Source organism: uncultured Roseobacter sp., assembly GCF_947492555.1.
In the GTDB taxonomy this organism is placed as follows: Bacteria; Pseudomonadota; Alphaproteobacteria; order Rhodobacterales; family Rhodobacteraceae; genus Roseobacter.
Genome location: NZ_CANLNE010000003.1, coordinates 891,967 through 918,744, shown reverse-complemented (window position 1 = coordinate 918,744; position 26,778 = coordinate 891,967). Strand labels below are relative to the sequence as shown.

At 59.5% G+C, this 26,778-nt stretch carries 27 protein-coding genes and 1 tRNA gene; 19 read left to right on the top strand and 9 right to left on the bottom strand.

What is annotated here, in order from left to right; genetic code table 11:
* Positions 1-5 precede the first annotated feature (5 nt).
* A complete protein-coding gene (locus Q1A07_RS17685) occupies positions 6-1,175 on the bottom strand; it encodes an RsmB/NOP family class I SAM-dependent RNA methyltransferase (RefSeq protein ID WP_299783340.1) in 1,170 nt (389 codons plus the stop codon).
* Positions 1,176-1,831: 656 nt separating this feature from the next.
* On the opposite strand from Q1A07_RS17685, the gene Q1A07_RS17680 reads away from it, so the two are divergent.
* The 5 genes from Q1A07_RS17680 (at position 1,832) to Q1A07_RS17660 (ending at position 10,047) form a co-directional block, all read left to right on the top strand.
* Entirely contained in the window at positions 1,832-4,165 is a 2,334-nt protein-coding gene (locus Q1A07_RS17680) for an ATP-binding protein (RefSeq protein ID WP_299783339.1), read from the top strand.
* Positions 4,166-4,500: 335 nt separating this feature from the next.
* A complete protein-coding gene (gene recA, locus Q1A07_RS17675; protein ID WP_195822016.1) occupies positions 4,501-5,580 on the top strand; it encodes a recombinase RecA in 1,080 nt (359 codons plus the stop codon).
* Between the two features lie 165 nt (positions 5,581-5,745).
* On the top strand, positions 5,746-8,433 hold the full coding sequence (gene alaS, locus Q1A07_RS17670) for an alanine--tRNA ligase (protein WP_299783338.1): 2,688 nt from the start codon (positions 5,746-5,748) through the stop codon (positions 8,431-8,433).
* A gap of 4 nt (positions 8,434-8,437) precedes the next feature.
* Positions 8,438-8,728 (top strand): DUF1330 domain-containing protein, encoded by a 291-nt coding sequence (locus Q1A07_RS17665; protein ID WP_195822018.1) that lies wholly within the window; start codon positions 8,438-8,440, stop codon positions 8,726-8,728.
* 293 nt (positions 8,729-9,021) lie between these two features.
* Entirely contained in the window at positions 9,022-10,047 is a 1,026-nt protein-coding gene (locus Q1A07_RS17660) for a hypothetical protein (RefSeq protein WP_299783337.1), read from the top strand.
* 213 nt (positions 10,048-10,260) lie between these two features.
* On the opposite strand, the gene typA is transcribed toward Q1A07_RS17660, so the two are convergent.
* From typA to Q1A07_RS17645, 3 genes are all read right to left on the bottom strand, one after another.
* Complete coding sequence (gene typA, locus Q1A07_RS17655) at positions 10,261-12,078, bottom strand: translational GTPase TypA (RefSeq protein WP_299783563.1); 1,818 nt, start codon at positions 12,076-12,078, stop codon at positions 10,261-10,263.
* Positions 12,079-12,176: 98 nt separating this feature from the next.
* The gene (locus Q1A07_RS17650; RefSeq protein ID WP_299783336.1) at positions 12,177-12,512 is read right to left on the bottom strand and encodes an SMR family transporter; all 336 of its coding nucleotides are present in this window, start codon (positions 12,510-12,512) and stop codon (positions 12,177-12,179) included.
* Between the two features lie 13 nt (positions 12,513-12,525).
* The gene (locus Q1A07_RS17645) at positions 12,526-12,984 is read right to left on the bottom strand and encodes an Lrp/AsnC family transcriptional regulator (protein WP_299783335.1); all 459 of its coding nucleotides are present in this window, start codon (positions 12,982-12,984) and stop codon (positions 12,526-12,528) included.
* A gap of 113 nt (positions 12,985-13,097) precedes the next feature.
* Between Q1A07_RS17645 and Q1A07_RS17640 the strand changes: the two genes are divergently transcribed.
* Together Q1A07_RS17640 and Q1A07_RS17635 are read left to right on the top strand one after the other, a co-directional pair.
* Complete coding sequence (locus Q1A07_RS17640; protein ID WP_299783334.1) at positions 13,098-13,304, top strand: DUF6356 family protein; 207 nt, start codon at positions 13,098-13,100, stop codon at positions 13,302-13,304.
* Positions 13,304-14,101: a class II glutamine amidotransferase gene (locus Q1A07_RS17635; protein ID WP_299783333.1), complete on the top strand. Its 798-nt coding sequence runs from the start codon at positions 13,304-13,306 to the stop codon at positions 14,099-14,101. Before Q1A07_RS17640 ends, Q1A07_RS17635 begins: the two co-directional genes overlap by 1 nt.
* Positions 14,102-14,152: 51 nt before the next feature.
* Here Q1A07_RS17635 and Q1A07_RS17630 read toward each other — a convergent pair whose 3' ends face one another.
* From Q1A07_RS17630 to Q1A07_RS17615, 4 genes are all read right to left on the bottom strand, one after another.
* Positions 14,153-15,367 (bottom strand): NADP-dependent isocitrate dehydrogenase, encoded by a 1,215-nt coding sequence (locus tag Q1A07_RS17630; protein ID WP_299783332.1) that lies wholly within the window; start codon positions 15,365-15,367, stop codon positions 14,153-14,155.
* 135 nt (positions 15,368-15,502) lie between these two features.
* On the bottom strand, positions 15,503-16,087 hold the full coding sequence (locus Q1A07_RS17625) for an HD domain-containing protein (RefSeq protein ID WP_299783331.1): 585 nt from the start codon (positions 16,085-16,087) through the stop codon (positions 15,503-15,505).
* Positions 16,080-16,322, bottom strand: a complete 243-nt coding sequence (locus Q1A07_RS17620; protein ID WP_299783330.1) for a hypothetical protein — start codon at positions 16,320-16,322, stop codon at positions 16,080-16,082. Before Q1A07_RS17620 ends, Q1A07_RS17625 begins: the two co-directional genes overlap by 8 nt.
* A 4-nt stretch (positions 16,323-16,326) precedes the next feature.
* Positions 16,327-16,980 carry an alpha/beta hydrolase gene (locus Q1A07_RS17615; protein ID WP_299783329.1) on the bottom strand — a complete coding sequence of 218 codons (654 nt, stop codon included), beginning with the start codon at positions 16,978-16,980 and terminating at the stop codon, positions 16,327-16,329.
* Positions 16,981-17,161: 181 nt separating this feature from the next.
* On the opposite strand from Q1A07_RS17615, the gene Q1A07_RS17610 reads away from it, so the two are divergent.
* From Q1A07_RS17610 to Q1A07_RS17555, 12 genes are all read left to right on the top strand, one after another.
* The gene (locus Q1A07_RS17610) at positions 17,162-17,620 is read left to right on the top strand and encodes an Rrf2 family transcriptional regulator (RefSeq protein ID WP_299783328.1); all 459 of its coding nucleotides are present in this window, start codon (positions 17,162-17,164) and stop codon (positions 17,618-17,620) included.
* A gap of 48 nt (positions 17,621-17,668) precedes the next feature.
* Positions 17,669-18,739, top strand: a complete 1,071-nt coding sequence (locus Q1A07_RS17605) for a cysteine desulfurase family protein (protein ID WP_299783327.1) — start codon at positions 17,669-17,671, stop codon at positions 18,737-18,739.
* A gap of 15 nt (positions 18,740-18,754) precedes the next feature.
* On the top strand, positions 18,755-20,290 hold the full coding sequence (gene sufB / locus Q1A07_RS17600; RefSeq protein ID WP_299783326.1) for a Fe-S cluster assembly protein SufB: 1,536 nt from the start codon (positions 18,755-18,757) through the stop codon (positions 20,288-20,290).
* Complete coding sequence (locus tag Q1A07_RS17595) at positions 20,287-20,643, top strand: DUF2513 domain-containing protein (RefSeq protein WP_299783325.1); 357 nt, start codon at positions 20,287-20,289, stop codon at positions 20,641-20,643. Before sufB ends, Q1A07_RS17595 begins: the two co-directional genes overlap by 4 nt.
* Position 20,644: 1 nt before the next feature.
* Positions 20,645-20,959: a heavy metal-binding domain-containing protein gene (locus Q1A07_RS17590; protein ID WP_299783324.1), complete on the top strand. Its 315-nt coding sequence runs from the start codon at positions 20,645-20,647 to the stop codon at positions 20,957-20,959.
* Between the two features lie 68 nt (positions 20,960-21,027).
* Positions 21,028-21,783: a Fe-S cluster assembly ATPase SufC gene (gene sufC / locus Q1A07_RS17585; protein ID WP_299783323.1), complete on the top strand. Its 756-nt coding sequence runs from the start codon at positions 21,028-21,030 to the stop codon at positions 21,781-21,783.
* A complete protein-coding gene (gene sufD, locus Q1A07_RS17580; protein ID WP_299783322.1) occupies positions 21,783-23,063 on the top strand; it encodes a Fe-S cluster assembly protein SufD in 1,281 nt (426 codons plus the stop codon). The genes sufC and sufD overlap by 1 nt, the downstream gene beginning before the upstream one ends.
* On the top strand, positions 23,063-23,548 hold the full coding sequence (locus Q1A07_RS17575; protein WP_299783321.1) for a YIP1 family protein: 486 nt from the start codon (positions 23,063-23,065) through the stop codon (positions 23,546-23,548). The genes sufD and Q1A07_RS17575 overlap by 1 nt, the downstream gene beginning before the upstream one ends.
* Positions 23,545-24,138: a YIP1 family protein gene (locus tag Q1A07_RS17570; RefSeq protein WP_299783320.1), complete on the top strand. Its 594-nt coding sequence runs from the start codon at positions 23,545-23,547 to the stop codon at positions 24,136-24,138. Before Q1A07_RS17575 ends, Q1A07_RS17570 begins: the two co-directional genes overlap by 4 nt.
* The gene (locus Q1A07_RS17565; protein ID WP_299783319.1) at positions 24,131-25,351 is read left to right on the top strand and encodes a cysteine desulfurase; all 1,221 of its coding nucleotides are present in this window, start codon (positions 24,131-24,133) and stop codon (positions 25,349-25,351) included. Before Q1A07_RS17570 ends, Q1A07_RS17565 begins: the two co-directional genes overlap by 8 nt.
* A gap of 30 nt (positions 25,352-25,381) precedes the next feature.
* Positions 25,382-25,858 (top strand): hypothetical protein, encoded by a 477-nt coding sequence (locus Q1A07_RS17560; RefSeq protein ID WP_299783318.1) that lies wholly within the window; start codon positions 25,382-25,384, stop codon positions 25,856-25,858.
* Between the two features lie 57 nt (positions 25,859-25,915).
* Positions 25,916-25,992 (top strand) — tRNA-Arg (locus tag Q1A07_RS17555).
* Between the two features lie 396 nt (positions 25,993-26,388).
* Here Q1A07_RS17555 and Q1A07_RS17550 read toward each other — a convergent pair.
* Positions 26,389-26,706, bottom strand: coding sequence for a polymer-forming cytoskeletal protein (locus tag Q1A07_RS17550; RefSeq protein ID WP_299783317.1), 318 nt, complete (start codon positions 26,704-26,706; stop codon positions 26,389-26,391).
* Positions 26,707-26,778 lie beyond the last annotated feature (72 nt).

Here is a 26,778-nt window from a genome sequence, read left to right as displayed (position 1 = left end):
CGTTTTCACTGCCTGCGAAGGACAGAACAATAGAAACCGTCGCCGCCTGCCAGCGGCGTAAACTGTCGTTCGACAGTGACCGAGAATGCTGTGTTTCGGTTCAGAAACTCTTTTACTTGCAGTTCGTTCTCGCACTCCAGCAAAGAGCAGGTCGCATAGACAAGGTGGCCTTGCGGCCTGACCAGTCCGGCGGCCCGCTCAAGGATTTCTTTTTGCAAAGCCACGACACGATCAAGCTTGTCTTTGGTCAGCAACCATTTGCCTTGCGGATCACGGCGCCAGGACCCGCTGCCCGAACAAGGTGCATCGACCAGAACGGTGTCAAATTGTGGGCCCTGCTTGGCTTCCTCGAACGACACTTGCGTAATATACGCGCCGGCGCGGGAAGCCCTGACCGGCAAATCCGTCATTCTGCGCGGATCTACATCATGCGCAAAGAATTTTCCGGCAACGCGTCCGGCCACAGCCAAGACCTTGCCACCGGCACCAGCGCAAAAATCGAGCAGTCTTTCACCCTGTTGAAGCGGGACCAAATCGGCCACTGCCTGGGATGACGCATCCTGTAACTCGACTTCTCCGTTCAGGTAGGACGTCGAGTTTCTGATCTTCCGTGCCCCTTCCAGAACCTGCACGGCCGATGGAGACAACGCGTGGGCCTCGCCAATGATCCCCTGGTCGGCAAGTGAGGTGATTGCCTTCTCGCGGCTCAGCTTCGCAAGGTTTACCCGTAGATGAACCGGGGCCCTGTTTCTCATGGCTTGCGCAATCGCCTGCGTTCGGTCCCCGTGAGAGCGTAAGAGGTCCGGCCACAGCCAGTCGGGAAAATCGACAGCTTCGTCATTGTGGACCTGAACAGAACGGCCGGATATCCGCTCGGCGTCGGTCAATTCGGACGGTGCATACTTGTGTGCGCCAAAGATGCTTTCAGGATCTTGCCCGTTCGAGCGAATGTAACCAAGTAAAAGGGCCCGTCCCGTTTCGTCACCGCCAAGGGATGCAAGGCTTTGCCTCCTCCTCAAAACATCGAACACAATGTCTCTAATAGCCGCTCTGTCCTTGGATCCCGCGTACCGGTTCCTGCGTCCCCAATCTGTCAGGGCACGGTCCGCGAGTGCGCCGCCTTGGATAACATCCATCAAGTCAATGGCCGCGCTTATGCGTGCTGCCGGTGTCATAAAATATGTCCTACTACCATCAGTTCTTCGCCTTGAGACCACCGTCGACATTGTGATTTCGACTGCCAGTCTCAAGCCCGGCCTCAAGCTTTGTCAATTCACTGCCAAGCTTCTCGCGATCTAGCAGCCAGGCCCGGACTTCTGAAGAGATTATCCGGGGTCATCTTCCTGAACTGACATCCCTTCGCGCCATTTCTTCTCGTCGTGCAGTTTTAGATCGATACGGATCGGGACGCTCCGCCGATCCATCGCGGATACAGCTTTGTCGTTCCGCGTGAGATGTGGACCAGGAGAGGTCAGATTTTTGTCCTCACGATTTCTGTCCTGGCAAGGCTCAGCCCCCGTACCGTTGATCAGCGAACTGTCTGAAACTCTCCGGAGTGCCACCTTTTAAACGGTCTTCGCTCTCTCCTTGCCGATAGGGGGCTCTGGCGCTGCCACATGCGTTTGTACAGGGCAAAACAAATTACTGACGAGCTGTTTTCCTTGCACGCCACAGGGACTTGCGCCGCAGATTTCAAGGCTGTTTCGACGTCGCGCAACACTGGCATGGATTCTTCACAGCACACTTGACGCGCGTCAAACTGTGGGCATACTCAACCTCTGCGAGCATTGCCTGTCGTGGTTAAGTTAAGATTAAGACATCAGGCGTGTAAATGCAGATGCGATTCGAATCTTCTTGGAGCCTGACTTTGCCGCGCAGCGCGTTGACCCCTTCCAAAATTACGGAATTTGCACTGAACGCGCAAAAGCGCTTGGGAACCTTGGTGCTGCTGGCTGTCCTGCTGGGCGTTCTGGCGCTGGCGTCTCCGGATTTGCTGATCCGGCGTACACTCTTTGCCGCCTGCCTGTCCCTCCTTGCTCTAAGCTGTATCCTGATGTCGATTGCTCAGCGGTATAACAAAAGACGCACGGCCATGATCGCCACGCTGTCCGACTTTATTGCCAACGACTCCTCACCAAGTTTTTTGGCTGACAAAAACGGAGAAATCCTTTCCTCCAACCTCACGGCGCGCAAGCGGTTCGAGAATGACGTTGATGACACGCTGAGCGGGATGTTGAAAAACACGCTGGCCAATCCCAGCGGTATCGTTTTCCGCCTGCAGTCACGCGCCGATCACGAGGGCTCCGCCCGCGAGGATCTGGTCACACGGCGCGGGCATCTTCGACTGGCGGTGCATCAGGCCGGGGCGGAGACCTATCTGTGGCGCCTGGAAGACGTGCCGACGGCAGCACAGGCGGCGGATGGGCCCACCCTGCCCATGATCCTTGTCGGGCGCACCAATGCGGTGCTTTACATGAATGAACAGGCCCGGAAAATAGCAGGTGGACGCGTCAAGACGCTGGACCGCCTTTTTAAGCATTTGCCGGTTATTCCGGGGACGGTCTGTGATGTTTCCGGGGCAGAAGGACCCACCCGCGCGCTGGTCAGCGAAGTCGACGCCGGGGCAGGGCGCCGCGCGCTTTATCTCCTGCCGCCGGGAGCCGAAACCATGGCCAAGGATGGCTGGAATGTTTTTCAGGATCTGCCTGTTCCCCTGTTGAAAATCAGTCAGGAAGGCGACGTGCAGGCCTACAACCGTCTGGCGGCCAGTCTCATTGGTGTGGCGTTGAAGGACAGGGTTCACCTCTCCGAACTGATGGAGGGGCTGGGGCGCTCGATCACCGATTGGCTGGGCGAAACCCTGGCGGGGCGGGCGCCACAGCAATCTGAATTCCTGCGTCTGAAACGCACGGACAAGGAAGTTTTTGTGCAGGTCACCCTGAACCGGGTGACGGAAGAAGGTGTCCCCGCCCTGATTGCTGTGCTGAACGACGCAACCGAGCTCAAATCTCTTGAGGCGCAGTTCGTGCAGAGCCAGAAGATGCAGGCCATCGGGCAACTGGCGGGCGGCGTGGCGCATGATTTCAACAACCTGCTGACGGCGATTTCGGGCCACTGTGACCTGCTTCTGCTGAGGCATGACCAGGGCGACCCGGATTTCAGCGATCTGGTGCAGATCAACCAGAACGCCAACCGCGCCGCGGCGCTGGTCGGTCAGCTGCTGGCGTTCTCGCGCAAACAGACATTGCGCCCCGAAACGCTGGACATGCGCGATACGCTCTCCGATCTGACGCATCTGCTGAACCGGCTGGTGGGTGAGAAGATCACCCTGACGCTCAGCCATGACCCGGTGCTGGAGCCGATCCGCGCGGACAAACGCCAGCTGGAACAGGTTCTGATGAACCTCGTGGTGAACGCGCGCGACGCGATGCCGCAAGGCGGCCAGATCCGGATCGTGACCGAATGTACTGATCTGACTGAGCCGCTGGAACGGGATCGCGTGCGTGTCCCGCCGGGGCGGTACGTGACCGTGCAGGTTTCAGATGATGGGGTCGGCATTCCATCGGACAAGTTGCAAAAGGTGTTTGAACCCTTCTTCACCACCAAGCGAACGGGCGAGGGCACCGGGCTTGGTCTCTCGACCGCCTACGGCATTATCAAACAGACCGGCGGCTATATCTTTGTCGATAGCACGGTGGGCACAGGCACCTGTTTCACCCTCTATTTCCCGGTGCTCGAAGCCTCCGAAGTCGCGGCACCGGTGGCGCGGGAAGAGAAACCGAAACCGGCGGCAAAACACGGCGATGGCGTGATCCTGCTGGTCGAGGATGAGGCGCCAGTACGGGCCTTCGCAAGCCGTGCCCTGCGCCTGCGCGGATACACGGTGCTGGAGGCAGATTCCGCCGAGGCCGCGCTGAAAACGCTGGAAGATGCATCGCTCAACGTGGATGTCTTTGTTACCGATGTGGTCATGCCCGGCATGGACGGCCCAAGCTGGGTCCGCGAAGCCTTGAAAGACCGGCCGGGGGTGCGTGTGGTCTTTGTCTCCGGCTATGCGGAAGACAGTTTTGGTGAGACACAGATCAAGATTCCGAACTCCGTGTTCCTGCCGAAACCATTCTCTCTGAACGATCTAACCGATACGGTGCACCAGCAGCTGCACTGACAGCAAACTGCCAGATGGTTTGCTGACTGCAAAACGGGCGCCCACCCTGACAGTTATCGATCATCCTGCCCGCCCTTCCAGACGGCGGCGCAGCCGCTCCAGAGCATTGTAAGCCTTTAACAAAAAACAATTTTCAGCCCGCAGCCGCACCCGGCGCAAAGAAGTTGAGCTGCTTAAACCTCTCCTTAACCAGATTCGACAAAAGATAGTTTATCGAAATTTTGATTGAAATGTTCTCTTTTTGATCTCATAAGGAACGTAATGAGAACATTACGATCAGGCGCGCCGGCAATCATTGCCGAGTTTCGCGAAGTATGACACTAAGAGGAAACGCAATGGCAACGGCAGATTTATTGAGCATGGATAGTAAGAAATCGGCAGACAAGCAGAAGGCGCTGGATTCCGCATTGGCGCAGATCGAACGCCAGTTCGGCAAGGGCTCGATCATGAAACTGGGCCAGGAAGGGGCTGTGCAGGACATCAAATCCAGTTCCACCGGTTCCCTGGGGCTGGACATCGCGCTTGGCATTGGCGGTCTGCCTATGGGCCGTATTGTCGAAATCTACGGACCGGAAAGCTCGGGCAAGACCACGCTCACCCTGCATTGCGTTGCAGAGCAGCAAAAGGCGGGGGGCGTCTGTGCCTTTGTGGATGCGGAACACGCGCTGGACCCGACCTATGCCAAGAAACTTGGCGTCGATCTCGATGAGCTGCTGATCAGCCAGCCCGATACCGGCGAGCAGGCGCTCGAGATCACCGATACGCTGGTCCGCTCCGGCGCGGTGAACATGGTCATCGTCGATTCCGTGGCCGCGCTGACCCCGAAGTCCGAGCTTGAGGGCGATATGGGCGACAGTTCGGTCGGCGTGCAGGCACGTCTGATGAGCCAGGCGATGCGCAAACTGACCGGCTCGATCAGCCGCTCCAACTGCATGGTGATCTTCATCAACCAGATCCGGATGAAAATCGGTGTGATGTTCGGCTCGCCTGAAACCACCACGGGCGGCAACGCCCTGAAATTCTACTCCTCTGTGCGCCTCGACATCCGTCGCATCGGCGCACTCAAAGACCGCGACGAGGTGGTCGGCAACCACACCCGCGTGAAAGTGGTCAAGAACAAGGTCGCCGCGCCCTTCAAGCAGGTCGAGTTCGACATCATGTACGGCGAAGGCATCTCCAAGATGGGCGAATTGCTCGATCTCGGCGTCGCGGCTGGCGTCGTGGACAAGTCGGGCTCCTGGTTCAGCTATGGTGACGAGCGGATCGGGCAGGGGCGTGAAAATGCCAAGAGCTTCCTGCGCGAAAACGTGCAGATGGCGCTGGAGATCGAGGACAAGATCCGCGCGGCGCATGGGCTTGATTTCGACATGCCTGCGCATGAACGCAAGGAAGATGACGACATTCTGGAGGCCTGACCTGACCAGACGCGACGGTCCGGCAACCGGCGCGACCGTCTCGGAGCATTCTCAAACGGGGCGTATCATCACGGTACGCCCCGTTTTCGTCCACAATCGCCCGTGGACAGCCGTCAGCGGGCGGGCTATTTGACGCAAACCGGTAAACACGCTCAAAGGCCCGCCATGCAAACGCTGAACGATATCCGCTCTACCTTCCTGTCCTATTTCGACAAGCAGGGTCACGCGGTTGTGCCGTCCAGCCCGCTGGTGCCGCGCAACGACCCCACGCTGATGTTTGCGAACTCCGGTATGGTGCAGTTCAAGAACCTCTTTACCGGGGTGGAGACGCGGGACTACAAACGCGCCACAACTGCGCAGAAATGCGTGCGCGCGGGCGGCAAGCACAATGATCTCGACAACGTCGGCTATACCGCGCGCCACCATACCTTCTTTGAAATGCTCGGGAATTTCAGCTTCGGCGACTATTTCAAGGCGGACGCCATCAGGTTCGCCTGGGAGTTGATTACGCGCGATCTCGGGATCGACAAGAACCGGCTCTATGTCACCGTCTACCACACCGATGACGAAGCGGCAGAGATCTGGAAGAAGATTGGTGTTCCGCAAGACCGCATCATCCGCATCGCAACCAATGACAATTTCTGGATGATGGGACCGACGGGCCCTTGTGGTCCCTGCACGGAGATTTTCTACGACCACGGGGATCATATCTGGGGGGGGCCTCCCGGCAGTCCTGAAGAGGATGGCGACCGGTTTGTGGAAATCTGGAACCTCGTTTTCATGCAATATGAGCAGTTCGAGGACGGCACGCGGCGGGATCTGGCCGCGCAATCCATCGACACGGGCATGGGGATCGAGCGCGTTGCCGCTCTGCTGCAGGGCACCAACGACAACTACGCCACGGATCTCATGCGCAACCTCATCGAGGCCTCGGCCGATGCCACCAGCACCGACCCCGATGGCCCGGGCAAAACCCATCACCGGGTGATCGCCGACCATTTGCGCTCCACCTCTTTCCTCATGGCCGATGGCGTGATGCCGAGCAATGACGGGCGAGGATACGTGCTGCGCCGGATCATGCGTCGCGCCATGCGGCATGCGCATCTGCTGGGGGCAAAAGATCCGCTGATGCACCAGCTGGTGCCCGCGCTTGTCCGTCAGATGGGGGCCGCATACCCCGAGCTTGGCCAGGCCCAGAGCATGATCGAACAGACCTTGCTGCAGGAGGAAACGCGGTTCCGTCAGACATTGGATCGCGGCCTGAAGCTGCTGGATGATGAACTGGCAGGGCTTGCCGAGAGCGCGGAGCTGCCGGGTGCTGCGGCGTTCAAGCTTTATGACACCTACGGATTTCCACTGGATTTGACGCAGGACGCCCTGCGTGAAAAGGGCCGGGCAGTGGACACCGATGGCTTCGATGCGGCGATGGCAGAGCAAAAGGCCAAGGCTCGCGCAGCCTGGGCCGGGTCCGGCGAAGCGGCGGATGCGACCATCTGGTTCGATCTGGCGGATAAACATGGGGCCACGGATTTTCTCGGCTATGACACCGAGATCGCCGAAGGCGTGGTCCTGGCGATTGTCGAGGACGGCAAGGAGATCGATGCGCTGACGACCGACAGCCCGGCTTGGGTCATTTTCAACCAGACACCGTTTTATGCGGAGTCCGGCGGGCAGGTTGCGGATCACGGGTATGTTCGCGTTCTGGAGGGCACGCATGAAGCCTCCGAGACCCGGTTTCTGGGGCAGGTCAGCGATGTGCAAAAACGCGGTGACGGGCTCTTTGCACACTATGTCTCGGCAGAGGCGGGCACGTTGAAAGCCGGGGACGCGATTCAGCTCGAGGTCATGCACGCGCGCCGCACCTCCATTCGGGCCAACCACTCCGCCACGCATCTCTTGCACGAAGCGCTGCGCGAGGCGCTGGGAGACCACGTCGCCCAACGCGGCTCGCTCAATGCCGAGGACCGGTTGCGGTTTGATTTCAGCCACACTCAGGCCCTGTCGCAAGAGGAGTTGGAGCGTGTCGAGACCGATGTGAACCGCTATATCCGCCAGAACGCCCCGGTCGATACGCGGATTATGACGCCCGATGACGCGCGGGCGCTTGGCGCGCAGGCGCTCTTTGGCGAGAAGTACGGTGATGAAGTGCGGGTGGTGTCCATGGGGCGCAAGGACGGCTCCGGCAAGGGCACTGATGGCGACACCTATTCGCTGGAGCTCTGCGGCGGCACCCATGTGCGCCAGACCGGTGACATCGGCGCCTTCGTGACCCTGAGCGACAGCGCCAGCAGTGCCGGTGTCCGCCGGATCGAAGCGCTGACCGGGGCGGCCGCCATGAGCTATCTGCGCACGCAGGATCACCGGCTGGCCGAGGTCGCCCTTGATCTCAAGGCACAGCCTGCCGATGTGCCCGACCGGGTGCGCGGTCTGCTGGAAGAGCGGCGCAGCCTTGCCAATGAGGTTGCTCAACTGCGCCGGGAGCTCGCCATGTCCGGCGGCAGCGGCACAGCCGCACCCGAAGTGCGGGACGTCGCTGGCATCCCCTTCATCGCGCAGGTTCTGTCGGGCGTAACGGGCAAGGATCTGCCCGCGCTGGTCGATCAGTTCAAGGACAAGATCGGAAGCGGCGCGGTCTTGCTGATTGCAGATACCGGTGACAAGGCTGCCGTGGCCGCCGGCGTCACCACGGATCTGACCGGCAAACTCTCCGCCGTGGACATCGTAAAGTCGGTTGTGGTCGAATTGGGCGGCAAGGGCGGCGGCGGGCGCCCCGATATGGCCCAGGGCGGCGCGCGCGATGTGGCCAATGCCGATGCGGCGATTGCAGCGGCGGAACAGGTTTTGAAAGGATAGATCAATGGGAGCACTCTGGATCGCCCATGTCACCGTCACCGACGACGAGGCATATGGCAAATACGCAGCCCTTGCGACCGAGGCGATTGCTGCTCACGGTGGTCACTTCATCGCGCGTGGCGGCAGGTTCGTGCAGCTGGAAGGGCAGGCGCGCCCGCGCAATGTCGTCGCCAGGTTTCCATCCGTCGAAGCGGCCGAAAACTGCTATAACTCCCCAGAATATCAGCGGGCGCTGAGCCACGCGCGGGATGCGTCCGAGCGTGAACTGATGGTCATCGAAACCTCCGAAGACTAGCCTTCCGGCCTGCGCGCACCGAATCGTTCCCCGCAGTGAAGCGCCCATTTTTTGGGCGGTTTCTTGCCGATAAGCTTGGGGCCGGGACGCAGCTCTGCGCGCAATAATCTGACTTTTAAGTATTTTTCAAAGTCACAAAATTACTCTAAAAGCCCGTCTGGACAGAGGCCCGGTGCCCCTGCATTCTTGGTATGCGGGAATTTTCCGGCATTTTTTCAAAATCTATTTTCGACGGCGACCGGAATTTTCTTTCCGCATTTTTCGCAAAAATACTTTATTGGAAGGACTTTAAAATGGCTGACAAAAGCAAAGGCAGTGGCGGCGACGGCGGCCGCCAACCCGAAATGGACGCCACCGAAGGCAACATGTCCACCCCCATGATCGCGATGCAGACCACCGACGATGGATCGGATGAGCTTTGGACCGCGGCAGAAATGGAAGACGCCACGCCCTGCGATATCATCGAGATTGACGACGACGATCTGGCAGAGGATGAGGCCCCTGCGGAAACGCAGGACGCGGGTGGTGGCACCGTCGTCGAAGGCGGCGCACCGGATGACGATGCCGAGGCCGCCGAGGAAGACACCCAGGCCACCTCGGGCGGATACAACTACCCCGGCCCCTTCACGCGGTACGAGGTTTTCACCCCCTACACCCAGTATCCCTATCGGGCCATGGGCAAGTTGTTCTTCAAACGGGGCGGGCGCAATTTCGTCTGCTCTGCCTCTTCGGTTGGCAACAACGCGATCTACTCTGCCGGGCACTGCCTGCATGCGGGCAACAATTCCTCCAGCGGGTGGGCCACCAATGTGGTCTTTGTACCGGCCTATCGCGATGGGCAGGCGCCCTATGGCCAATGGCAGGCCAAGCAACTTTTCGTTCGGACGTCGTGGTACAAACATGGCATCTCAAAGGGCCTCGCGCAGGATATGGGGGCCGCGGTTCTGCATAAGAGGAACGGCAAGAAGATCAGCCAGGTCGTCGGCTGGCTTGGCTTTGCGTGGAACTGGTCAAAGTATCAGCATTGGTGTCAGTACGGCTATCCGGCTGCATCCCCCTTCAACGGACGCCGCCTGATCGCCAACCATTCCTCCTTTGCCTATCATGGCAGTGTCGGTGCGAACCCCAAGCCCATTGGCGTCGGCAGCGATCTGACGGGGGGGTCCTCGGGCGGGCCATGGGTGCTGAAGTTCGGCACGTCGAACTATCTCAACGGCGTGAACAGTTATCGCCGCAGCTCGAAACCGCAGGAAATGTACTCGCCCTACTTCAACAACAACGCCAAATCGTTGTTTGATACGGTGCGCAACATTAACTGATCTGTATGACCTTTTCTGCCCCGGCGCGTTGGGTCGGGGCAGGTTCGCATAGAAAGGACGTCAGATATGCACAGCTCAGGTGGCAACAAAGGCTCCCCCTCCCAGCCAGAGCAGAAGCCCTGGACCAAAAAGGAGATGGAGGAGGCAGAACCGCTCCCGATGCCTTCACCGGAAGATGAGGGCGACGGGAAGGAACCAAAGAAAAAGTGACGCTTAGCTGGCTCTGGCCATGCGTTTGCGTTCATGCGGATCCAGATAGCGTTTGCGCAGACGGATCGCATTCGGCGTGACCTCGACCAACTCGTCATCGTCGATGTAGGCGATGGCTTCCTCCAGCGACAGCGTGATCGGCGTGGTCAGCCGCACCGCCTCATCGGTGCCGGAGGCCCGCACGTTCGTCAGCTTCTTGCCCTTGAGCGGGTTCACTTCGAGATCGTTCTCCCGGCTATGCTCGCCGATGATCATGCCCGTATAGACATCCGCCTGAGCGCCGATCATCATCCTGCCACGCTCTTCCAGGTTCCAGAGCGCATAAGCCACCGAAGAGCCGTTTTCCATAGAGATCAGCACACCGGCGCGACGCCCGGGGATCGGCCCCTTATGCGGTGCCCAGCCGTGAAAGACCCGGTTCAGCACGCCGGTCCCGCGCGTGTCGGTCAGGAACTCGCCGTGATAGCCGATTAACCCGCGAGATGGCACATGCGCCACGATCCGGGTCTTGCCTGCGCCTGCCGGTTTCATCTCCACGAGCTCGCCGCGCCGAACGCCGGTGATTTTTTCAATCACAGCGCCGGAGTATTCATCGTCCACGTCGATGGTGGCTTCTTCGATGGGCTCGTGACGCTGGCCGTCGATGTCCTGAAACAGAACCTGCGGGCGGGAAATGCTGAGCTCGAACCCTTCGCGGCGCATGTTTTCGATAAGTACGCCCATCTGCAATTCACCACGGCCTGCGACCTCGAAAGCCTCGCCGCCGGGGGTATCGCTGATCTTGATCGCGACGTTGGATTCCGCCTCTTTCATCAGGCGTTCGCGGATCACACGGGATTGCACCTTTTTGCCATCCCGGCCCGCCAGCGGGCTGTCGTTGATGCCGAAGGTGACCGTGATGGTGGGCGGATCAATGGGCTGCGCGGGCAGGGCCTCCGTTACCTGCGGGGCAACGATACTGTCGGCCACGGTGGCCTTGGACATGCCGGCAAGGCTGACGATATCGCCCGCTTCGGCCAGGTCGATCGGCTGTTGCGTCAGGCCCCGGAAAGCGAGGATTTTGGTGACGCGGAAATTTTCCACCTGATCCCCGTCCCGTGACAGCGCCTTGACCGTCTCACCAGCCTTGAGCGTGCCGGATTCGACACGGCCCGTCAGGATACGGCCAATGAAAGGATCCGCGCCAAGGGTGGTTGCCAGCATCCGGAAAGGTGCCTCACGTTGTTCCACCTGCGTCGGGGCAGGGACGTGATCCACCACCAGATCGAAGAGGGCGGACAGATCCTCGCGCGGTCCGTCCAGCTCCATATCCGCCCAGCCATTGCGGCCAGAGGCATACATCGCCGGGAAATCCAGTTGGTTGTCATCTGCGCCAAGGTTGGCAAAAAGATCGAAACACTCATCCAGCGCCCGGTCAGGCTCCGCATCCGGCTTGTCGACCTTGTTCAGCACCACGATGGGACGCAGTCCCAGTGCCAGCGCCTTGGAGGTCACGAATTTGGTCTGCGGCATGGGCCCTTCGGCAGCATCCACAAGCAGCACAACGCCGTCCACCATGGACAGGATACGCTCGACCTCGCCGCCGAAATCCGCGTGTCCGGGCGTGTCGACAATGTTGATCCGCGTGCCTTTCCATTCGACAGACGTGGCCTTGGCCAGGATGGTGATCCCGCGCTCCCGCTCCAAATCATTGCTGTCCATCGCGCGTTCTGTCGTGGCCTGATTTTCGCGATAGGTGCCGGATTGCTTGAGCAGTTCGTCCACCAGCGTCGTCTTGCCGTGGTCAACGTGAGCGATGATTGCGATGTTGCGCAGGTCCATGAAGAGAGCCTTTGAAATGGGAAAGACACGCCTGAGCGTGCGGGTTGGGGCGCGCATACCCCGCTGCGGCGCAGAATGCTAGGGGAAATCGCCGCTGGTTAATGCGACGTGGTGGCCGAAAAGAGATGGATCACGGCGATCCCGCCGATGATCATCGCCAGCCCCAGCACTGCAGGCCCGTCGAGCCTTTGGCCGAAGATCACAAAGCCGATGGAGGCGATACAGACAATGCCGAGCCCGGACCAGATCGCGTAGACCACCCCCACCGGCATGAACCGCAGGGTCAGCGCCAAAAGGTAGAACGAGATGCCATAGGCCACCACCACAAGCACCGAGGGCCAGAACCGGCTGAACTGGGCGGAGGCCTGCAGCGCCGTTGTTCCGATGGTTTCCATCACAACCGCAGCGATCAGATAGAGGTAGTGTGGCGGCATATGAAAACCCTTGCTAGAGAGGTAGTTGCGAGGTGTCCTTGATCTGCTCCATCACGAAGCTGGCAGAGACATCCGACAGCGGCACACGTTTGATCAACGCCTGATAAAGCCGATCATAATCCGGCATATCCGCCACGCGCGCCCGGATCAAATAGTCGAGGTCCCCCGACATTCTGTAGACGCCGAGGATTTCCGGCATGGCGCGGGTGGCTTTGCGAAAGGCCTCCAGCCAGTCAGGCGCATGGGCGTTCGTGCGGATCATGATGAAAACCATCAGCCCAAGGCCAACTTTGTCGGGATCAAGTACGGTGACGCGTTTGGCGATCACGCCGGATTTTTCCAGCGCCTTGATGCGCCGCCAGCAGGCGTTTCGGCTGAGGTGCACAGCCTCGCCCAATGCATCCAGTGGCATGCTGGCATCCTGCTGCAAATGGGAGAGGATTCGGCGGTCCGTTTCATCGATTGTCATCATGATCGGAGCTTATGGTTGAAAAAATCCCGCAGTCAATCTATCTCGCGTAGCAAATTGGGACAAATTCCCCTGATCCATTCGATATATGTATCGAAACACAACAGGAGGCCCCCATGTTCCAGCGCATTTTCCTTTCTCACCCGGCAACCGTCGATGAGACGTTCTTTCAGCACATGCTCTTTGCCCTGCGGTTCGCCCTATCGCTGTTTGCAGCCGCCGGTGCGGCGCTTGTGCATGCGTTTGTGCCCTGCCTCTTTGAGAAGACGGCCAGCCGGATCATCACCCGCCTCTATGGACGCATCCACAATCGGGGACACTGATGTGTCGCTGGGCCGCCTATCACGGCGCGCCGATCTTCCTGTCCGAGATTCTGACGGCCCCCGCGCACTCGCTGATCATTCAGTCGCGGGCTGCCACCGAATGCAAGACGACGATCAACGCGGACGGCTTCGGGCTGGCGTGGTATGATAAACGGCCGGAGCCGGGCCTTTACCGGGATGTTTACCCGGCGTGGTCCGATCCCAACCTGGCGGCTCTCGCTGATCAGGTGCAATCGCCGCTGTTTCTGGCCCACGTGCGGGCCTCCACCGGCACGGCGACCAGCCGCAACAACTGCCATCCCTTCGTGCAGGGGCGCTGGTCCTTCATGCACAACGGGCAGGTGGGCGGTTTTGAACACTTCCGCAAATCCGCCGATATGATGATTGATGACGCCCTCTATTCGGCGCGACGCGGCGCCACGGACAGCGAGGCCCTGTTCCTGATTGCCTGCGCCCTAGGGCTCGATGATGATCCGCGTGGCGCGTTGGAGGCTGCGGTGGGAAGGCTGCAGTCCATGGCCGCGGGATTTGGTTTTAAGGGGCCGCTCATCCGCTGCACGGCGGCGCTCTCGGATGGCGAGACACTCTACGCGATCCGCTACGCGTCTGATCACCTCGCCCCGTCGCTTTACTATCAATGGCACGACGCCCGTCGCGGCTGGGCTGTCGTTTCCGAACCCTATGAAGAAGATGCCGCTGAGTGGCACGCCGTTCCTGCGGGGAGTTTCTGTCGCTTCACCAAAGACGCGGTCGAGATTTCAGATTTTGCCCCTCCACAACCGGCGCAGGTGGCATGAAAAAAGGGGCTGCGTTGCCACAGCCCCCCACATACCTGAATGACGAGAGCCTCAGCCGACAAGCGCCTTGTTGAGGTTTTCGTCCACTTTTTCCAGAAAACCCATGGTGGTCAGCCATTTCTGGTCGGGCCCGACCAGCAGGGCAAGATCCTTGGTCATGAAGCCGCTTTCCACGGTATCCACGATGACCTTTTCCAGCGTCTCGGCAAAGTTCATCAACGGCATATTGTCGTCCAGCTTCGCACGGTGCTTGAGGCCGCCAGTCCAAGCGTAGATCGACGCGATGGAGTTGGTCGAGGTCGCTTCGCCTTTTTGGTGCTGGCGATAATGACGGGTAACGGTACCATGCGCCGCTTCGGCCTCGACCGTCTGGCCATCGGGGGTCATCAGCACGGAGGTCATCAGGCCAAGGCTGCCAAAGCCCTGCGCCACGGTGTCTGACTGCACATCACCGTCGTAGTTCTTACAGGCCCAGACGTAGCCGCCGTTCCACTTCATCGCACAGGCGACCATATCGTCAATCAGGCGGTGTTCGTATGTGATGCTAGCGGCCTTGAATTTCTCTTCGAATTCTGTCTCGTAGATGTGCTGGAAAAGCTCAAGGAACCGGCCATCGTATTGCTTGAGGATCGTGTTCTTGGTCGACAGGTACACCGGCCAGCCAAGCGACAGACCATAGTTCATGGACGCGCGGGCGAAGTCGATGATCGACTGGTCGAGGTTGTACATCGCCATGGTCACACCGGCGCCGGGCGCGTCGAAGACTTCCTTTTCGATCTCGGTGCCGTCGTCCCCCACGAATTTGATCGTCAGCTTGCCCTTGCCGGGAAATTTGAAGTCCGTGGCGCGGTACTGGTCGCCGAAGGCATGACGGCCAACCACGATGGGCTTGGTCCAGCCGGGCACAAGGCGCGGCACGTTCTTGCAGATAATCGGCTGGCGGAAGATCACACCGCCGAGGATGTTGCGGATGGTGCCGTTGGGCGAGCGCCACATCTGTTTCAGGCCGAACTCCTCGACCCGCGCCTCGTCCGGCGTGATGGTGGCACATTTCACGCCAACCCCGAATTCCTTGATCGCATGGGCGGCATCGACGGTGATCTGGTCATCGGTCTCGTCGCGTGCCTCGATACCGAGGTCGTAGTACTTCAGGTCTACATCCAGATAAGGCAGAATGAGTTTCTTCTTGATGAAGTCCCAGATGATCCGGGTCATCTCATCGCCGTCGAGTTCAACGACGGGGTTGTCTACCTTGATCTTTGTCATGGAGTTCTCCTGCGTGGGGGTTCGAGTCAGCCTGCGCGCGGTGTAGCGCAGATGACTGCGGTTTAAAAGAATGTATACATATGTATACCAAACCAAAATCTTGAAAATGCGACTGATTGGCGCCGAAAGCGATGTTCAGGCGCGCAGGCGGTCGAAATAAGCGGCAAGCTTGGGGCGCAGCCAGCCCCAGATAACAGGTGCGCCGCGCTGCATCGGGGTGCCGACCCTTGTGTCGAGCTGGTCGAGCGTGACGCCGTAGGCGCGCCATGACCCGCCGCCGTTTTCCATATTCGCGAGCGGTGTAGTCAATCGGTCGATGGCCTTGCCAAACCGCGCATCCGGGGTTTCAGCCGCTTCGAATTCATCCCAAAGCGCTCGGTAGGTCGTGGCCTGATCGTGCGGCAAAAGACCAAAAAGACGATCCGCAGCCGCCCGTTCCGCCGCGTCCTGGGCCACTGTATCCACATTACCGTGGATAGGGTTGTCACCCGCGTCGATCTCCACCAGATCATGGATCAGCAGCATCTTCAGAACCCGGTCAATGGACACACCCTCCGGCGCGTGGTCGGCCAGCACAAAGGCGTGCAGCATCACGTGCCAGGAATGCTCGGCGGAGTTCTCGAACCGGCTGTTGTCGTGCAGGCGCGAAGCACGCAGGACGGATTTCAGCCGGTCCGCTTCGTTCAGAAAGACGATCTGCGCCGCCAGACGGTCACCCATCCTTCGGGGGCTCCAGACTGCGGGCCATCTCGTCCTTGATCGTCTTGAGCATCTCACGCGCCCGCTGTTCAGCGCGGCGCACACGCACCGCCGTCAGATAGGCCTCTTCCATGGTCTGCGACGAGCCACCGATGGTATCGGCGACACGTTGCACAAAGGCATCGTCGCCCGTTGCGTTGATGATCTTGAGGCTTTCCAGCGCCAGTTCGTCCGCGACGTCTTCGACAATCCCCATAAGCCTACCGCGTTGTCTCTGTCAGGCGGCGCTTCACGTAGGATGTCGTCGTGTCGATCAATGTGTCTATGTGCGGTTCTTCAAAAAAGTGCCCGGCACCGTCGACCTGTTCGTGAGTGATGGTGATGCCCTTTTGCTCATGCAGCTTTGCCACCAGCGATTCCGTATCGCTGGGCGGTGCGACACGGTCGGCGGTGCCGTTGATGATCAGGCCCGAGGCGGGGCAGGGGGCGAGGAAGGAGAAGTCGTACATGTTCGCGGGCGGGGCCACCGAGATGAAGCCCGTGATCTCGGGGCGGCGCATCAGAAGCTGCATCCCGATCCACGCACCAAATGAAAAACCCGCTACCCAACAGTGTTTGGAGTTGTTATTCATCGACTGCAAGTAATCGAGCGCGGAGGCCGCGTCAGACAGCTCGCCAATCCCCTGATCATACTCCCCCTGGCTGCGCCCGACACCGCGGAAATTGAACCGCAGCACGGTAAAGCCCATGTTGTAGAAGGCGTAATGCATCCGATGCACGATCACATGGTTCATCGTGCCGCCGAACTGCGGATGCGGATGCAGGATGATGGCGATGGGCGCATCCCGTTCTTTTTGGGGGTGGTAGCGGCCTTCGAGGCGGCCTTCGGGTCCGGGAAAAATGACCTCGGGCATGGGCGTCCCTGTAACAATGTCTACGTGAGCCTTGCGAAATCTTGACGGCTTCGCTCAGGCACTTTAGAACGGTTCTAATTCTCGCGCGCTTCGCGTGTCGGAGTGCGAAATCTGGACTTAGGCATTTAATTGCCCCGCGTCAATCAATTGCAGGCCAGACCGGCCGGGGGAGGGTTCCGCCGTGAAACTATCAACGAAGGGACGCTATGCGATGGTCGCCCTGGCAGATATCGCCCTGCAGCCCGAAGGCAGCCTGATCACGCTGGGTGAAATTGCCGAGCGTCAGGCGATTTCGCTGCCCTATCTGGAACAGCTTTTCGTGAAGCTGCGGCGGGCGGAGCTGGTATCTTCTGTACGCGGTCCGGGTGGCGGCTACCGGCTGGCGCAACGCCCCTCCGACATCCGGGTCGTGGATGTGCTGGCCGCCGTCGATGAGACGGTCGATGCGATGCACAAGGGTGCAGGCGCGTCGGGCGGGGCCTCGGGCAGCCGGGCGCAATCGCTGACAAACCGGCTCTGGGAGGGGCTTTCGGCCCATGTCTACGTGTTTCTGCATCAAACCCGGCTCTCCGATGTGGTCGCCAATGAGTTGGCGCCATGCCCGGCGGTGCCGATCCTCTTTGATGTCGTGGATGAATAAGCAATATGGGATGCCTGCCGCGTTACCCCGCTAAAAAAGGATAGAAGCATGCGCCGCGTGTATCTTGATCACAACGCAACCGCTCCTCTGCGTCCCGAAGCGCGGGACGCGATGCTTGCGGCCATGGATATCGTCGGCAACCCCTCCTCCGTGCACGCCGAGGGCCGCGCGGCCAAGGCATTGGTCGAGCGCGCGCGGGGACAGGTGGCAGCACTGGTCGGCTGTGCGCCGGGGGAAGTTGTTTTTACGGGCTCTGCGACAGAGGCTGCGGCCCTGGGCCTGCACGCAGGTCCGGGCATTGCAGACGGGCCGGTTGCGTTCGAGGCAGCGGGTATTGAGCACGATTGCGTGTCGCTGCTATGCATGGAGACCTTGCGTGCAGATGAAAACGGGCGCGTGTCGGGATTTGAACGTCCCGACACCGTGGCCTTGCAAGCCGCCAATTCCGAGACGGGCGTAATCCAGGACGTGCCGCTGGGCCTTGGGTTTTCTGACATCGTTCAGGCAGCTGGAAAAATCCCAGTCGATTTTGCGCAAAGCGGGGCCCGCATGGCGATCCTGTCAGCCCACAAGCTGGGCGGGCCAAAGGGCATTGGCGCGCTGATTGTGCGGCGCGGCATGGATGTGTCCGCGCTCGTGCGGGGCGGCGGCCAGGAGATGGGACGACGCTCCGGCACTGAGAACGTCATCGGCATCGCCGGATTCGGTGCGGCGGCAGAGGCGGCGGCACGGGATGTGGCGGCGGGCAGGTGGGAAGAAATCGAAGAACTTAGAAAGATTCTAGAAAACACCCTTGCAGCTTCGACAAATGCAACTATTTTTGTCGGGAAAGGCGCAAACCGCCTGCCGAACACCTCTTGTTTCGCCACGCCGGGCTGGAAAGGCGAGAGCCAGGTGATCCAGATGGACCTTGCAGGTTTTGCCATTAGCGCAGGGTCTGCCTGTTCCAGCGGCAAGGTGCGCGCAAGCTCTGTTTTGCGCGCAATGGGCTACGATGAAGAGACGGCCAGCAGCGCCATTCGGGTGTCGCTGGGATTAAATAACACCGCCGAGGATGTGCAGCGATTTGCTGAGGTCTGGCTGGCGAAAGAACGTAAATTTCGCGCCCGGGCGGCGTGAGTTTTGGAGGGAAAGATGGCTGCACTGGACCAACCTTTGGACGAAGTACAAGTCAAGGAAGGCGTCGATCAGGAGACCGTGGATGCGGTGCGCGAGGTCGGTGGCAAGTATAAATATGGCTGGTCCACGGACATCGAAATGGAGTACGCGCCCAAGGGCCTCTCGCCCGATATCGTGCGCCTGATTTCCGAGAAGAACGAAGAGCCGGAGTGGATGACCGAATGGCGCCTGGCCGCCTACGAGCGCTGGTTGCAGAAGAAAGAGCCCAAGTGGGCGATGGTGGATTACCCGGAGATCGATTTCCAAGACCAATACTACTACGCGCGCCCTAAATCGATGGAGGTCAAGCCCAAGTCGCTGGACGAGGTCGACCCCAAACTGCTGGAAACATACAAGAAGCTCGGCATTCCGCTGAAAGAGCAGATGATCCTCGCCGGCGTTGAAGGTGCTGAGGAACTGGGTGACGAGCCGCGCAAGGTGGCCGTGGATGCGGTGTTCGATTCCGTCTCGGTCGGCACGACCTTTCAGGACGAGCTGAAGAAAGCGGGCGTGATTTTCTGTTCGATTTCCGAGGCGATCAAGGAACATCCGGAGTTGGTGAAGAAATACCTCGGCACCGTCGTGCCGGTCAGCGACAACTACTATGCAACGCTGAACTCGGCGGTCTTTTCGGATGGATCGTTTGTCTATGTGCCGCCGGGCGTGCGCTGCCCCATGGAGCTGTCGACCTATTTCCGGATCAATGCGGAGAATACAGGCCAGTTTGAACGCACGCTGATCATCGCCGACAAGGGATCGTATGTGTCCTATCTGGAAGGCTGCACCGCCCCGCAGCGCGACATCGCACAGCTGCACGCGGCGGTCGTTGAGATCATCGTCGAGGAAGATGCAGAGGTGAAGTATTCCACCGTGCAGAACTGGTATCCCGGTGACGAGAACGGCAAGGGCGGCATCTATAACTTTGTGACCAAACGCGCCGATTGCCGGGGCGACCGCGCCAAGGTGATGTGGACGCAGGTCGAGACCGGCTCGGCCGTGACCTGGAAGTACCCCAGCTGCATTCTGCGCGGGGATGACACGCAGGGTGAGTTCTACTCGATTGCCATCGCCAACAACATGCAGCAAGCCGATACCGGCACCAAGATGGTGCATCTGGGCAAGCGCACGAAGTCGCGGATCGTGTCCAAGGGCATCTCGGCGGGCAAGGCGCAGAACACCTATCGCGGGCTGGTCTCGATGCACCCGAAAGCCAAGGAGTCGCGCAACTATACACAGTGTGACAGCCTGCTGATCGGAGGCGACTGCGGCGCCCATACAGTGCCGTATATCGAGGTGAAGAACAATTCGTCTCGTGTGGAGCATGAGGCGACGACCTCCAAGGTGGATGACGATCAGCTGTTCTATTGCCGCTCGCGCGGGATGGACGAGGAAGAGGCCGTGGCGCTGGTGGTCAACGGGTTCTGCAAGGACGTGCTGCAGGCGCTGCCGATGGAGTTTGCCATGGAAGCGCAGCAACTGGTGGCGATTTCGCTGGAGGGGTCAGTTGGGTGAGACGCGACGACGACTTTGCGCGCGATCTGCTTTTTCGAATGGAGGCGCAAGACGACTACTACTTCATGAACGTGGAGACGCTGGACTCGGACCTTGACGACCAAAAGGAGCGCTACCATTTATTGCTGCTTGAGGATGCTGGCCTGGTAGTTCGAGCAACGTCTGCTGCACATTCCTTCCGCCTGACCAACAGTGGTCATGACTTCATCGAAGTAACGCGCAATGACACTGTATGGATTAGGGTCAAGGACGTGGCTGCAAACGCCGGTGGCGCGACTTTGAAAATGCTTGGAGAAATCGCAGTTCAACTTGCCAAGAGAAAACTCCTCGAGGCGACAGGGATGGAAATCTAGTATGATCCTCACCACCACAAACACCATCGAAGGGCGCCGTATCACGGCCTATCACGGCATTGTTGTGGGCGAAGCGATCATGGGCGCGAATATCGTGCGGGATTTCTTTGCCTCCGTGACGGATGTGATCGGCGGTCGCTCGGGCGCTTACGAGAGCAAGCTGAAAGACGCCCGCGACGAGGCCATGCATGAGATCGAAGAACGTGCCGCCGCACTGGGGGCGAATGCCGTGGTCGGCATCGACCTCGACTATGAGGTGATCGGGGACTCCATGCTGATGGTCTCCGTATCCGGCACCGCCGTGACGATCACCTGAACAAAAAGATATAACACGCTGAACAAGAACACTTTCCGCCTGCCGGAACCGATAGAAGGACGAACGAAATGCTGAGCATCAAGAACCTGCACGTGAAACTGGAAGAAGAGGACAAGCAGATCCTCAAAGGTGTCGATCTGGAGATCGAAGCGGGCAAGGTGCACGCGATCATGGGGCCGAATGGTTCGGGTAAATCGACACTTTCCTACGTGCTGTCCGGCAAGGATGGCTACGAGGTGACCGATGGCACCGCGATGCTGGAAGGCGCGGACGTTTTGGAGATGGAGCCTGAAGAACGCGCTGCTGCTGGCCTGTTCCTGGCATTTCAATACCCTGTCGAAATTCCCGGCGTGGGCAACATGACCTTCCTGCGCACTGCCGTGAACGCACAGCGCAAGGCGCGCGGCGAAGAAGAGATGTCCGCCGCCGACTTCCTCAAGGCCGTGCGTGCACGCGCCAAGGAGCTGAAAATCGACGCCGACATGCTGAAACGCCCGGTCAATGTCGGTTTCTCCGGGGGTGAGAAGAAACGCAATGAAATCCTGCAGATGGCGATGCTGGAGCCCCGGATGTGCATTCTGGATGAAACCGATTCCGGCCTTGATGTCGATGCGATGAAACTGGTGTCCGAAGGGGTGAACGCACTGCGCTCCGAAGGGCGTGGTTTTCTGGTGATCACCCACTATCAGCGGTTGCTGGATCACATTAAGCCGGACGTGGTGCACATCATGGCCGACGGCAAGATCGTCAAATCCGGGGGCCCGGAGCTGGCGCTGGAAGTCGAGAATAACGGCTACGGCGATATCCTTGCAGAGGTGGCGTGATGGCTGACGCTGCAGAAAAAATCTCCACCACCGACGCGCGTCTTGGCGGCTTGTCCCTGCCTGTCGGAGGCTGGTCCGAGGCGGCGCGCAAGGACGCCTTGGCGCGCGTGCAGGCAATGAGTCTGCCGGAGCGTCGGGATGAATACTGGAAGTACACCCGCCCGGACACGCTGACCCAAGCTGGTGCTGTCCCCGCCGCGCTCTTTGACAACGATGAGGCACCGATCTTTGGCGACATGGACCGTCTGAACATCGTCTTCGTGGACGGGGTGTTTGATCGGCAAGCCTCTGACGATTTGAGCCTCGAAGGGGTGACCATCGACCGGCTGGCCGAGGCAAAAACCGACATCCACTGGGCGCGCGACCTCTACGGCGTATTGGAAGCCAAAGGGCAAAACCCCGTGCCGCGCCCGCTGGCCGCGCTCAACACGGCTTTTGCGAGCGATGGGGTTGTGATTCATGTGACTGGCAAACCGTCCAAGCCGATCAATCTGACCTATCACCACCGGTCTGAAACCTCGGACGCGATCCTGCATCACGTGATCCGCGTGGATGCAGGCGCGGAAGTGACCGTGCTGGAAAGCGGCCCAGCGGCGGCGCGGTTCAACAAATGCATGGAGGTGGACGTGGCCGATGGCGCGACCTTCCACCACGTGCGCGCGCAGGGCAGGGACCACGAGCGTCGCGCGGCCACCCATATCTTTGCCCGGCTGGGCACGGAATCGGTGTTCAAATCCTTCACCCTGACCGCCAACGGCGTGCTGACCCGCAACGAATGCGTCATCGAGCTGACCGGTGACGACGCGGTGGCCCATGTTGCAGGGGCCTGCGTGGGCGACGGCGATTTTCATCACGACGATACGGTTTTCATCACCCATGACGCGGTGAATTGTGAGAGCCGTCAGGTGTTCAAAAAGGTGCTGCGCAACGGTGCCACGGGCGTTTTCCAGGGTAAAATTCTGGTCAAGAAAGACGCCCAGAAGACGGACGGGTACCAGATCAGCCAATCGCTGCTGCTGGATGAAGACAGCCAGTTCCTCGCCAAGCCGGAGCTGGAGATTTACGCCGATGACGTGGCCTGCTCGCACGGCAGCACCTCCGGCGCGATCGATGAGGATGCGCTGTTTTATCTGCGGTCGCGTGGGGTGCCGGAAGGACCAGCAACGGACCTACTGACGCTGGCCTTCCTTGCAGAAGCGGTGGAAGAGATCGAGAACGAAGACCTGCGCGACGAGATCAACGACCGCCTTGCCGCCTGGCTGGAACGGCATCGAAGCTAATGGCGGTCACGCGCAATATCACGGCAACCTATCGCAACCCGGGCAAAGCACTGCGCGGGTTGCTGTCCCTTGGGCAGCGTGAAGACCGGGCCCTGGCCTATCTGATGGCCGGCTGCGTGGTCGTGTTTATCGCGCAACTCCCGCGTCTGGCCCGCGAGGCGCATCTGACGGGGGAAGAGCTGGACATGCTGATGGGCGCGTCCCTCATGGCATGGGTCTTCATCGCCCCACTGCTGCTGTACTGCCTTGCGGCACTATCGCATCTTGTGGCCAGGTTGTTTCGGGGGCAAGGCAGTTACTATGGCGCCCGGCTTGCCCTTTTTTGGGCCTTGCTGGCCGCCTCACCGCTGATGCTGCTGAACGGGCTGGTGGCAGGGTTCATCGGGCCGGGCCTGGAGTTACAGGTTGTTGGCCTTGCATGGCTTGTCATTTTCCTGTGGTTCTGGATCAGTGGACTGATTGCTGCAGAAGGACGCGCCGCGTGATCTCGACCGTAAACTGGCCACAACTGGCCCTGCTGACCGTGCGCACGCCGAAAGAGGCCGCCGCCATCATCATGAGCTGGCAGCTGCCGCGAAAAGAGCTATGGATGGCCGCCGCCCTGGTCGCGATCCTCAGCACCTTTATGTCGACCCTGTCGAACATGCTGCTTCCGGTGCCCGAACCACTGGCCGGCATGGTAAACAACCCCTTCACCCTCTTCATGATCGTCGCCGGTGGATTTGTCGTTACCGTCCACGCGCTGTTCTGGACGGGTCGTGCCATGGGCGGGTCCGACGATATGAGCGATCTGCTGGCACTCCTTGTCTGGCTGCAGATTCTGCGCTTGGCGGCACAGGTGCTTGTGCTGCTCAGCGTCCTCTTGATACCCGTCCTCGCCGGTTTTTTCGTTCTGATCGTCGGCATCGCAACGATCTGGATTTTCCTCAATTTCATCAGTGTGGGATTGCAGCTGAACTCCCTTATGAAAGCACTGTTCGTGCTGCTTGCTGGCGCGGTGGCCATGTCCCTCGGGTTTTCCCTATTGCTATCCTTGATCGGCGTCAGCGCGCTCGGAGTACCTGCCAATGTATGATGTCACCAAAATTCGCGCCGACTTTCCGATCCTCAGTCGGGAGGTGAATGGCAAGCCGCTGGTTTATCTGGACAATGGCGCCTCTGCGCAGAAACCGCAGGTGGTCATCGACGCCATTAGCAACGCCTATTCCAACGAATACGCCAATGTGCACCGCGGCCTGCATTTCCTGTCAAACCTTGCGACAGACAAATATGAGAGCGTGCGCGGTGTGATTGCCCGATTCCTGAACGCCGGATCAGAGGATGAGATCGTGCTGAATTCAGGCACAACCGAAGGCATCAACATGGTGGCCTACGGTTGGGCGATGCCACGGCTGGAGGCGGGTGACGAGATCGTGCTCAGCGTGATGGAACACCACGCCAATATCGTGCCCTGGCACTTTTTGCGCGAACGCCAGGGGGTCGTGCTGAAATGGGTGGATGTGGACAGCACCGGCTATCTTGATCCGCAGGCCGTGATCGATGCCATTGGCCCCAAAACCAAACTGGTCGCCGTGACACATCTGTCGAATGTACTGGGCACACGGGTGGACGTGAAGACAATCTGTCAAGAAGCCCATGCCCGGGGGGTCCCCGTGCTTATCGATGGCAGTCAGGCGGCAGTGCATCAACCGGTGGACGTCAGCGACATCGATTGCGATTTCTATGCGATCACCGGACACAAGCTGTATGGGCCCTCTGGTTCAGGCGCAATCTATGTGAAATCCGAACGGATGGCGGAAATGCGCCCCTTCATCGGCGGCGGGGACATGATCCGCGAGGTCAGCAAGGATGGCGTGATCTACAACGATCCACCGATGAAGTTCGAGGCGGGTACCCCCGGTATCGTGCAGACCATCGGTTTTGGCGTTGCCCTGGAATACATGATGGCGCTGGGAATGCAGAATATCGCGGCCTACGAGGACAGCCTGCGAGACTACACGGTTGAAAAACTCGGCGGTCTCAACTGGTTGCAAGTGCAGGGTACGACCCCCGACAAAGGTGCGATCTTCAGCTTCACGATGGAGGGGGCAGGGCACGCGCATGACATTTCCACCATCCTCGACAAGAAGGGCGTCGCCGTGCGCGCGGGTCAGCATTGTGTCGGTCCGCTGATGGCGCATATGGGCATACCGGCCAGCTGCCGCGCCTCCTTTGGGCTCTACAATACGCAAGCCGAGGTGGACGTGTTGGTCGAGGCGCTGGAACTTGCGCATGATCTTTTTGCCTGACGGTGCGGCGCTGGCTACAATGCAGGGATGATGCGACGAATCCTTATCACTCTCTGTCTTCTGGTCCTTCCCGGCATCGGTTTCGCGACTGATATCCAACCCGAGTCCGGAACGTGGTCAGGCGAGGTCACCTTCGACAGCCAGACCGGCTGTCCAGCCGAGATGGTCGGTCAGATGAAGCAGGCGCGGCAGGGGTACACCGGTCAGCAGATCACCTTTCCCGATCCCTTCGGGCCAGCTGTCTTCAAGGACATTGATCCTAATTTCACATGGCAGAAGATTGCGCCCAACATCTGGGAAGGCATTTTCAGTGACGTCCAGCAGACCGCAATTGGCACGATGACCGTGGTGTCGAAATCGATCATGGTGATCATCGCGCCCGATCAGATCAATCAACTTGCGGATCTGACCGTGGATTTGCCGCAAAGCATGGCGACCTCGATGGGAATGGCAACCACCACATGTCTCGTACGCTCCACCGTCTATCACAAACGTACTGGTCCCTGAGACGGTGATGTTTTGCCGTTGCGAGGCGGCATTTGTCCCGCTATACCGCGCATCAGTGGACCCTTAGCTCAGCTGGATAGAGCGCTGCCCTCCGAAGGCAGAGGCCAGAGGTTCGAATCCTCTAGGGTCCGCCACCATCTTCTCTTAAGAGTTTGATTTCAAGGGACTTCCCGTATCACTCGAGATTGTGTGGTGTCGTCTGCTCCACTTGATCCGCCGTGCCTTCCAACGGCAGTTGAGCACGACACGTGCACGTTACCCCCTACGGATAGATAGTCTCCGCTTCATACCCAGACCCGACAAAGGCCACCTCATGTGTCAGCGACGTGCCAAGTGAAGGCTAGAACACCGAACGGACACATCCTTGCTCCTGATCCGCGCTGCATCCAGGTCACAGCCTACCGGTTTTTCGGTCCAACGGCTTCCCATCCAAGGCATGCGGTGCACAACCAAAACTGTGCCTGACAGAACAGGCGGCAATTTCGACACGAACGGGACGGGGCAGCAAGTTAATGCCCTGCTGAGGCAGTTTACCCCGTTCCGGTAATGTCGATTTTTCCGACAACCTTCGCGCCGCTCTCTGTCGTCATGGTTTCGGCCTTTACATCCGCTTGAACATTGGATGTCGATGCGAACGTGACATTGTCACACTTCAAGCTGCCTTTGTGTCTTCCTTCAACAACAACAGTCTTTGCAGACACCGCACCGTCGACGGTCCCACCTGACCCGATGACCACTTCTGCAGCGGTGACGTCCCCTACAACACTTCCCTTGATCTCCAGATTTCCGTCACTTGACTTGATGTTGCCATCTATCGTCAGTTCGCCTTCAACTATTGAGTTAGCCACTTTGAATTCCTCTAAGGGGACAATCTTTGCGACAGTAGATTGGAAGCGATGTTTAGCACAGCATGCACAGCA

Coding starts and splice junctions, on each gene's coding strand:
- Q1A07_RS17685 (WP_299783340.1), bottom strand. CDS start 1,175: ATGACACCGGCAGCACGCATAAGCGCGGCCATTGACTTGATGGATGTT.
- Q1A07_RS17680 (WP_299783339.1), top strand. CDS start 1,832: ATGCAGATGCGATTCGAATCTTCTTGGAGCCTGACTTTGCCGCGCAGC.
- recA (WP_195822016.1), top strand. CDS start 4,501: ATGGCAACGGCAGATTTATTGAGCATGGATAGTAAGAAATCGGCAGAC.
- alaS (WP_299783338.1), top strand. CDS start 5,746: ATGCAAACGCTGAACGATATCCGCTCTACCTTCCTGTCCTATTTCGAC.
- Q1A07_RS17665 (WP_195822018.1), top strand. CDS start 8,438: ATGGGAGCACTCTGGATCGCCCATGTCACCGTCACCGACGACGAGGCA.
- Q1A07_RS17660 (WP_299783337.1), top strand. CDS start 9,022: ATGGCTGACAAAAGCAAAGGCAGTGGCGGCGACGGCGGCCGCCAACCC.
- typA (WP_299783563.1), bottom strand. CDS start 12,078: ATGGACCTGCGCAACATCGCAATCATCGCTCACGTTGACCACGGCAAG.
- Q1A07_RS17650 (WP_299783336.1), bottom strand. CDS start 12,512: ATGCCGCCACACTACCTCTATCTGATCGCTGCGGTTGTGATGGAAACC.
- Q1A07_RS17645 (WP_299783335.1), bottom strand. CDS start 12,984: ATGATGACAATCGATGAAACGGACCGCCGAATCCTCTCCCATTTGCAG.
- Q1A07_RS17640 (WP_299783334.1), top strand. CDS start 13,098: ATGTTCCAGCGCATTTTCCTTTCTCACCCGGCAACCGTCGATGAGACG.
- Q1A07_RS17635 (WP_299783333.1), top strand. CDS start 13,304: ATGTGTCGCTGGGCCGCCTATCACGGCGCGCCGATCTTCCTGTCCGAG.
- Q1A07_RS17630 (WP_299783332.1), bottom strand. CDS start 15,367: ATGACAAAGATCAAGGTAGACAACCCCGTCGTTGAACTCGACGGCGAT.
- Q1A07_RS17625 (WP_299783331.1), bottom strand. CDS start 16,087: ATGGGTGACCGTCTGGCGGCGCAGATCGTCTTTCTGAACGAAGCGGAC.
- Q1A07_RS17620 (WP_299783330.1), bottom strand. CDS start 16,322: ATGGGGATTGTCGAAGACGTCGCGGACGAACTGGCGCTGGAAAGCCTC.
- Q1A07_RS17615 (WP_299783329.1), bottom strand. CDS start 16,980: ATGCCCGAGGTCATTTTTCCCGGACCCGAAGGCCGCCTCGAAGGCCGC.
- Q1A07_RS17605 (WP_299783327.1), top strand. CDS start 17,669: ATGCGCCGCGTGTATCTTGATCACAACGCAACCGCTCCTCTGCGTCCC.
- sufB (WP_299783326.1), top strand. CDS start 18,755: ATGGCTGCACTGGACCAACCTTTGGACGAAGTACAAGTCAAGGAAGGC.
- Q1A07_RS17590 (WP_299783324.1), top strand. CDS start 20,645: ATGATCCTCACCACCACAAACACCATCGAAGGGCGCCGTATCACGGCC.
- sufC (WP_299783323.1), top strand. CDS start 21,028: ATGCTGAGCATCAAGAACCTGCACGTGAAACTGGAAGAAGAGGACAAG.
- sufD (WP_299783322.1), top strand. CDS start 21,783: ATGGCTGACGCTGCAGAAAAAATCTCCACCACCGACGCGCGTCTTGGC.
- Q1A07_RS17575 (WP_299783321.1), top strand. CDS start 23,063: ATGGCGGTCACGCGCAATATCACGGCAACCTATCGCAACCCGGGCAAA.
- Q1A07_RS17565 (WP_299783319.1), top strand. CDS start 24,131: ATGTATGATGTCACCAAAATTCGCGCCGACTTTCCGATCCTCAGTCGG.
- Q1A07_RS17560 (WP_299783318.1), top strand. CDS start 25,382: ATGCGACGAATCCTTATCACTCTCTGTCTTCTGGTCCTTCCCGGCATC.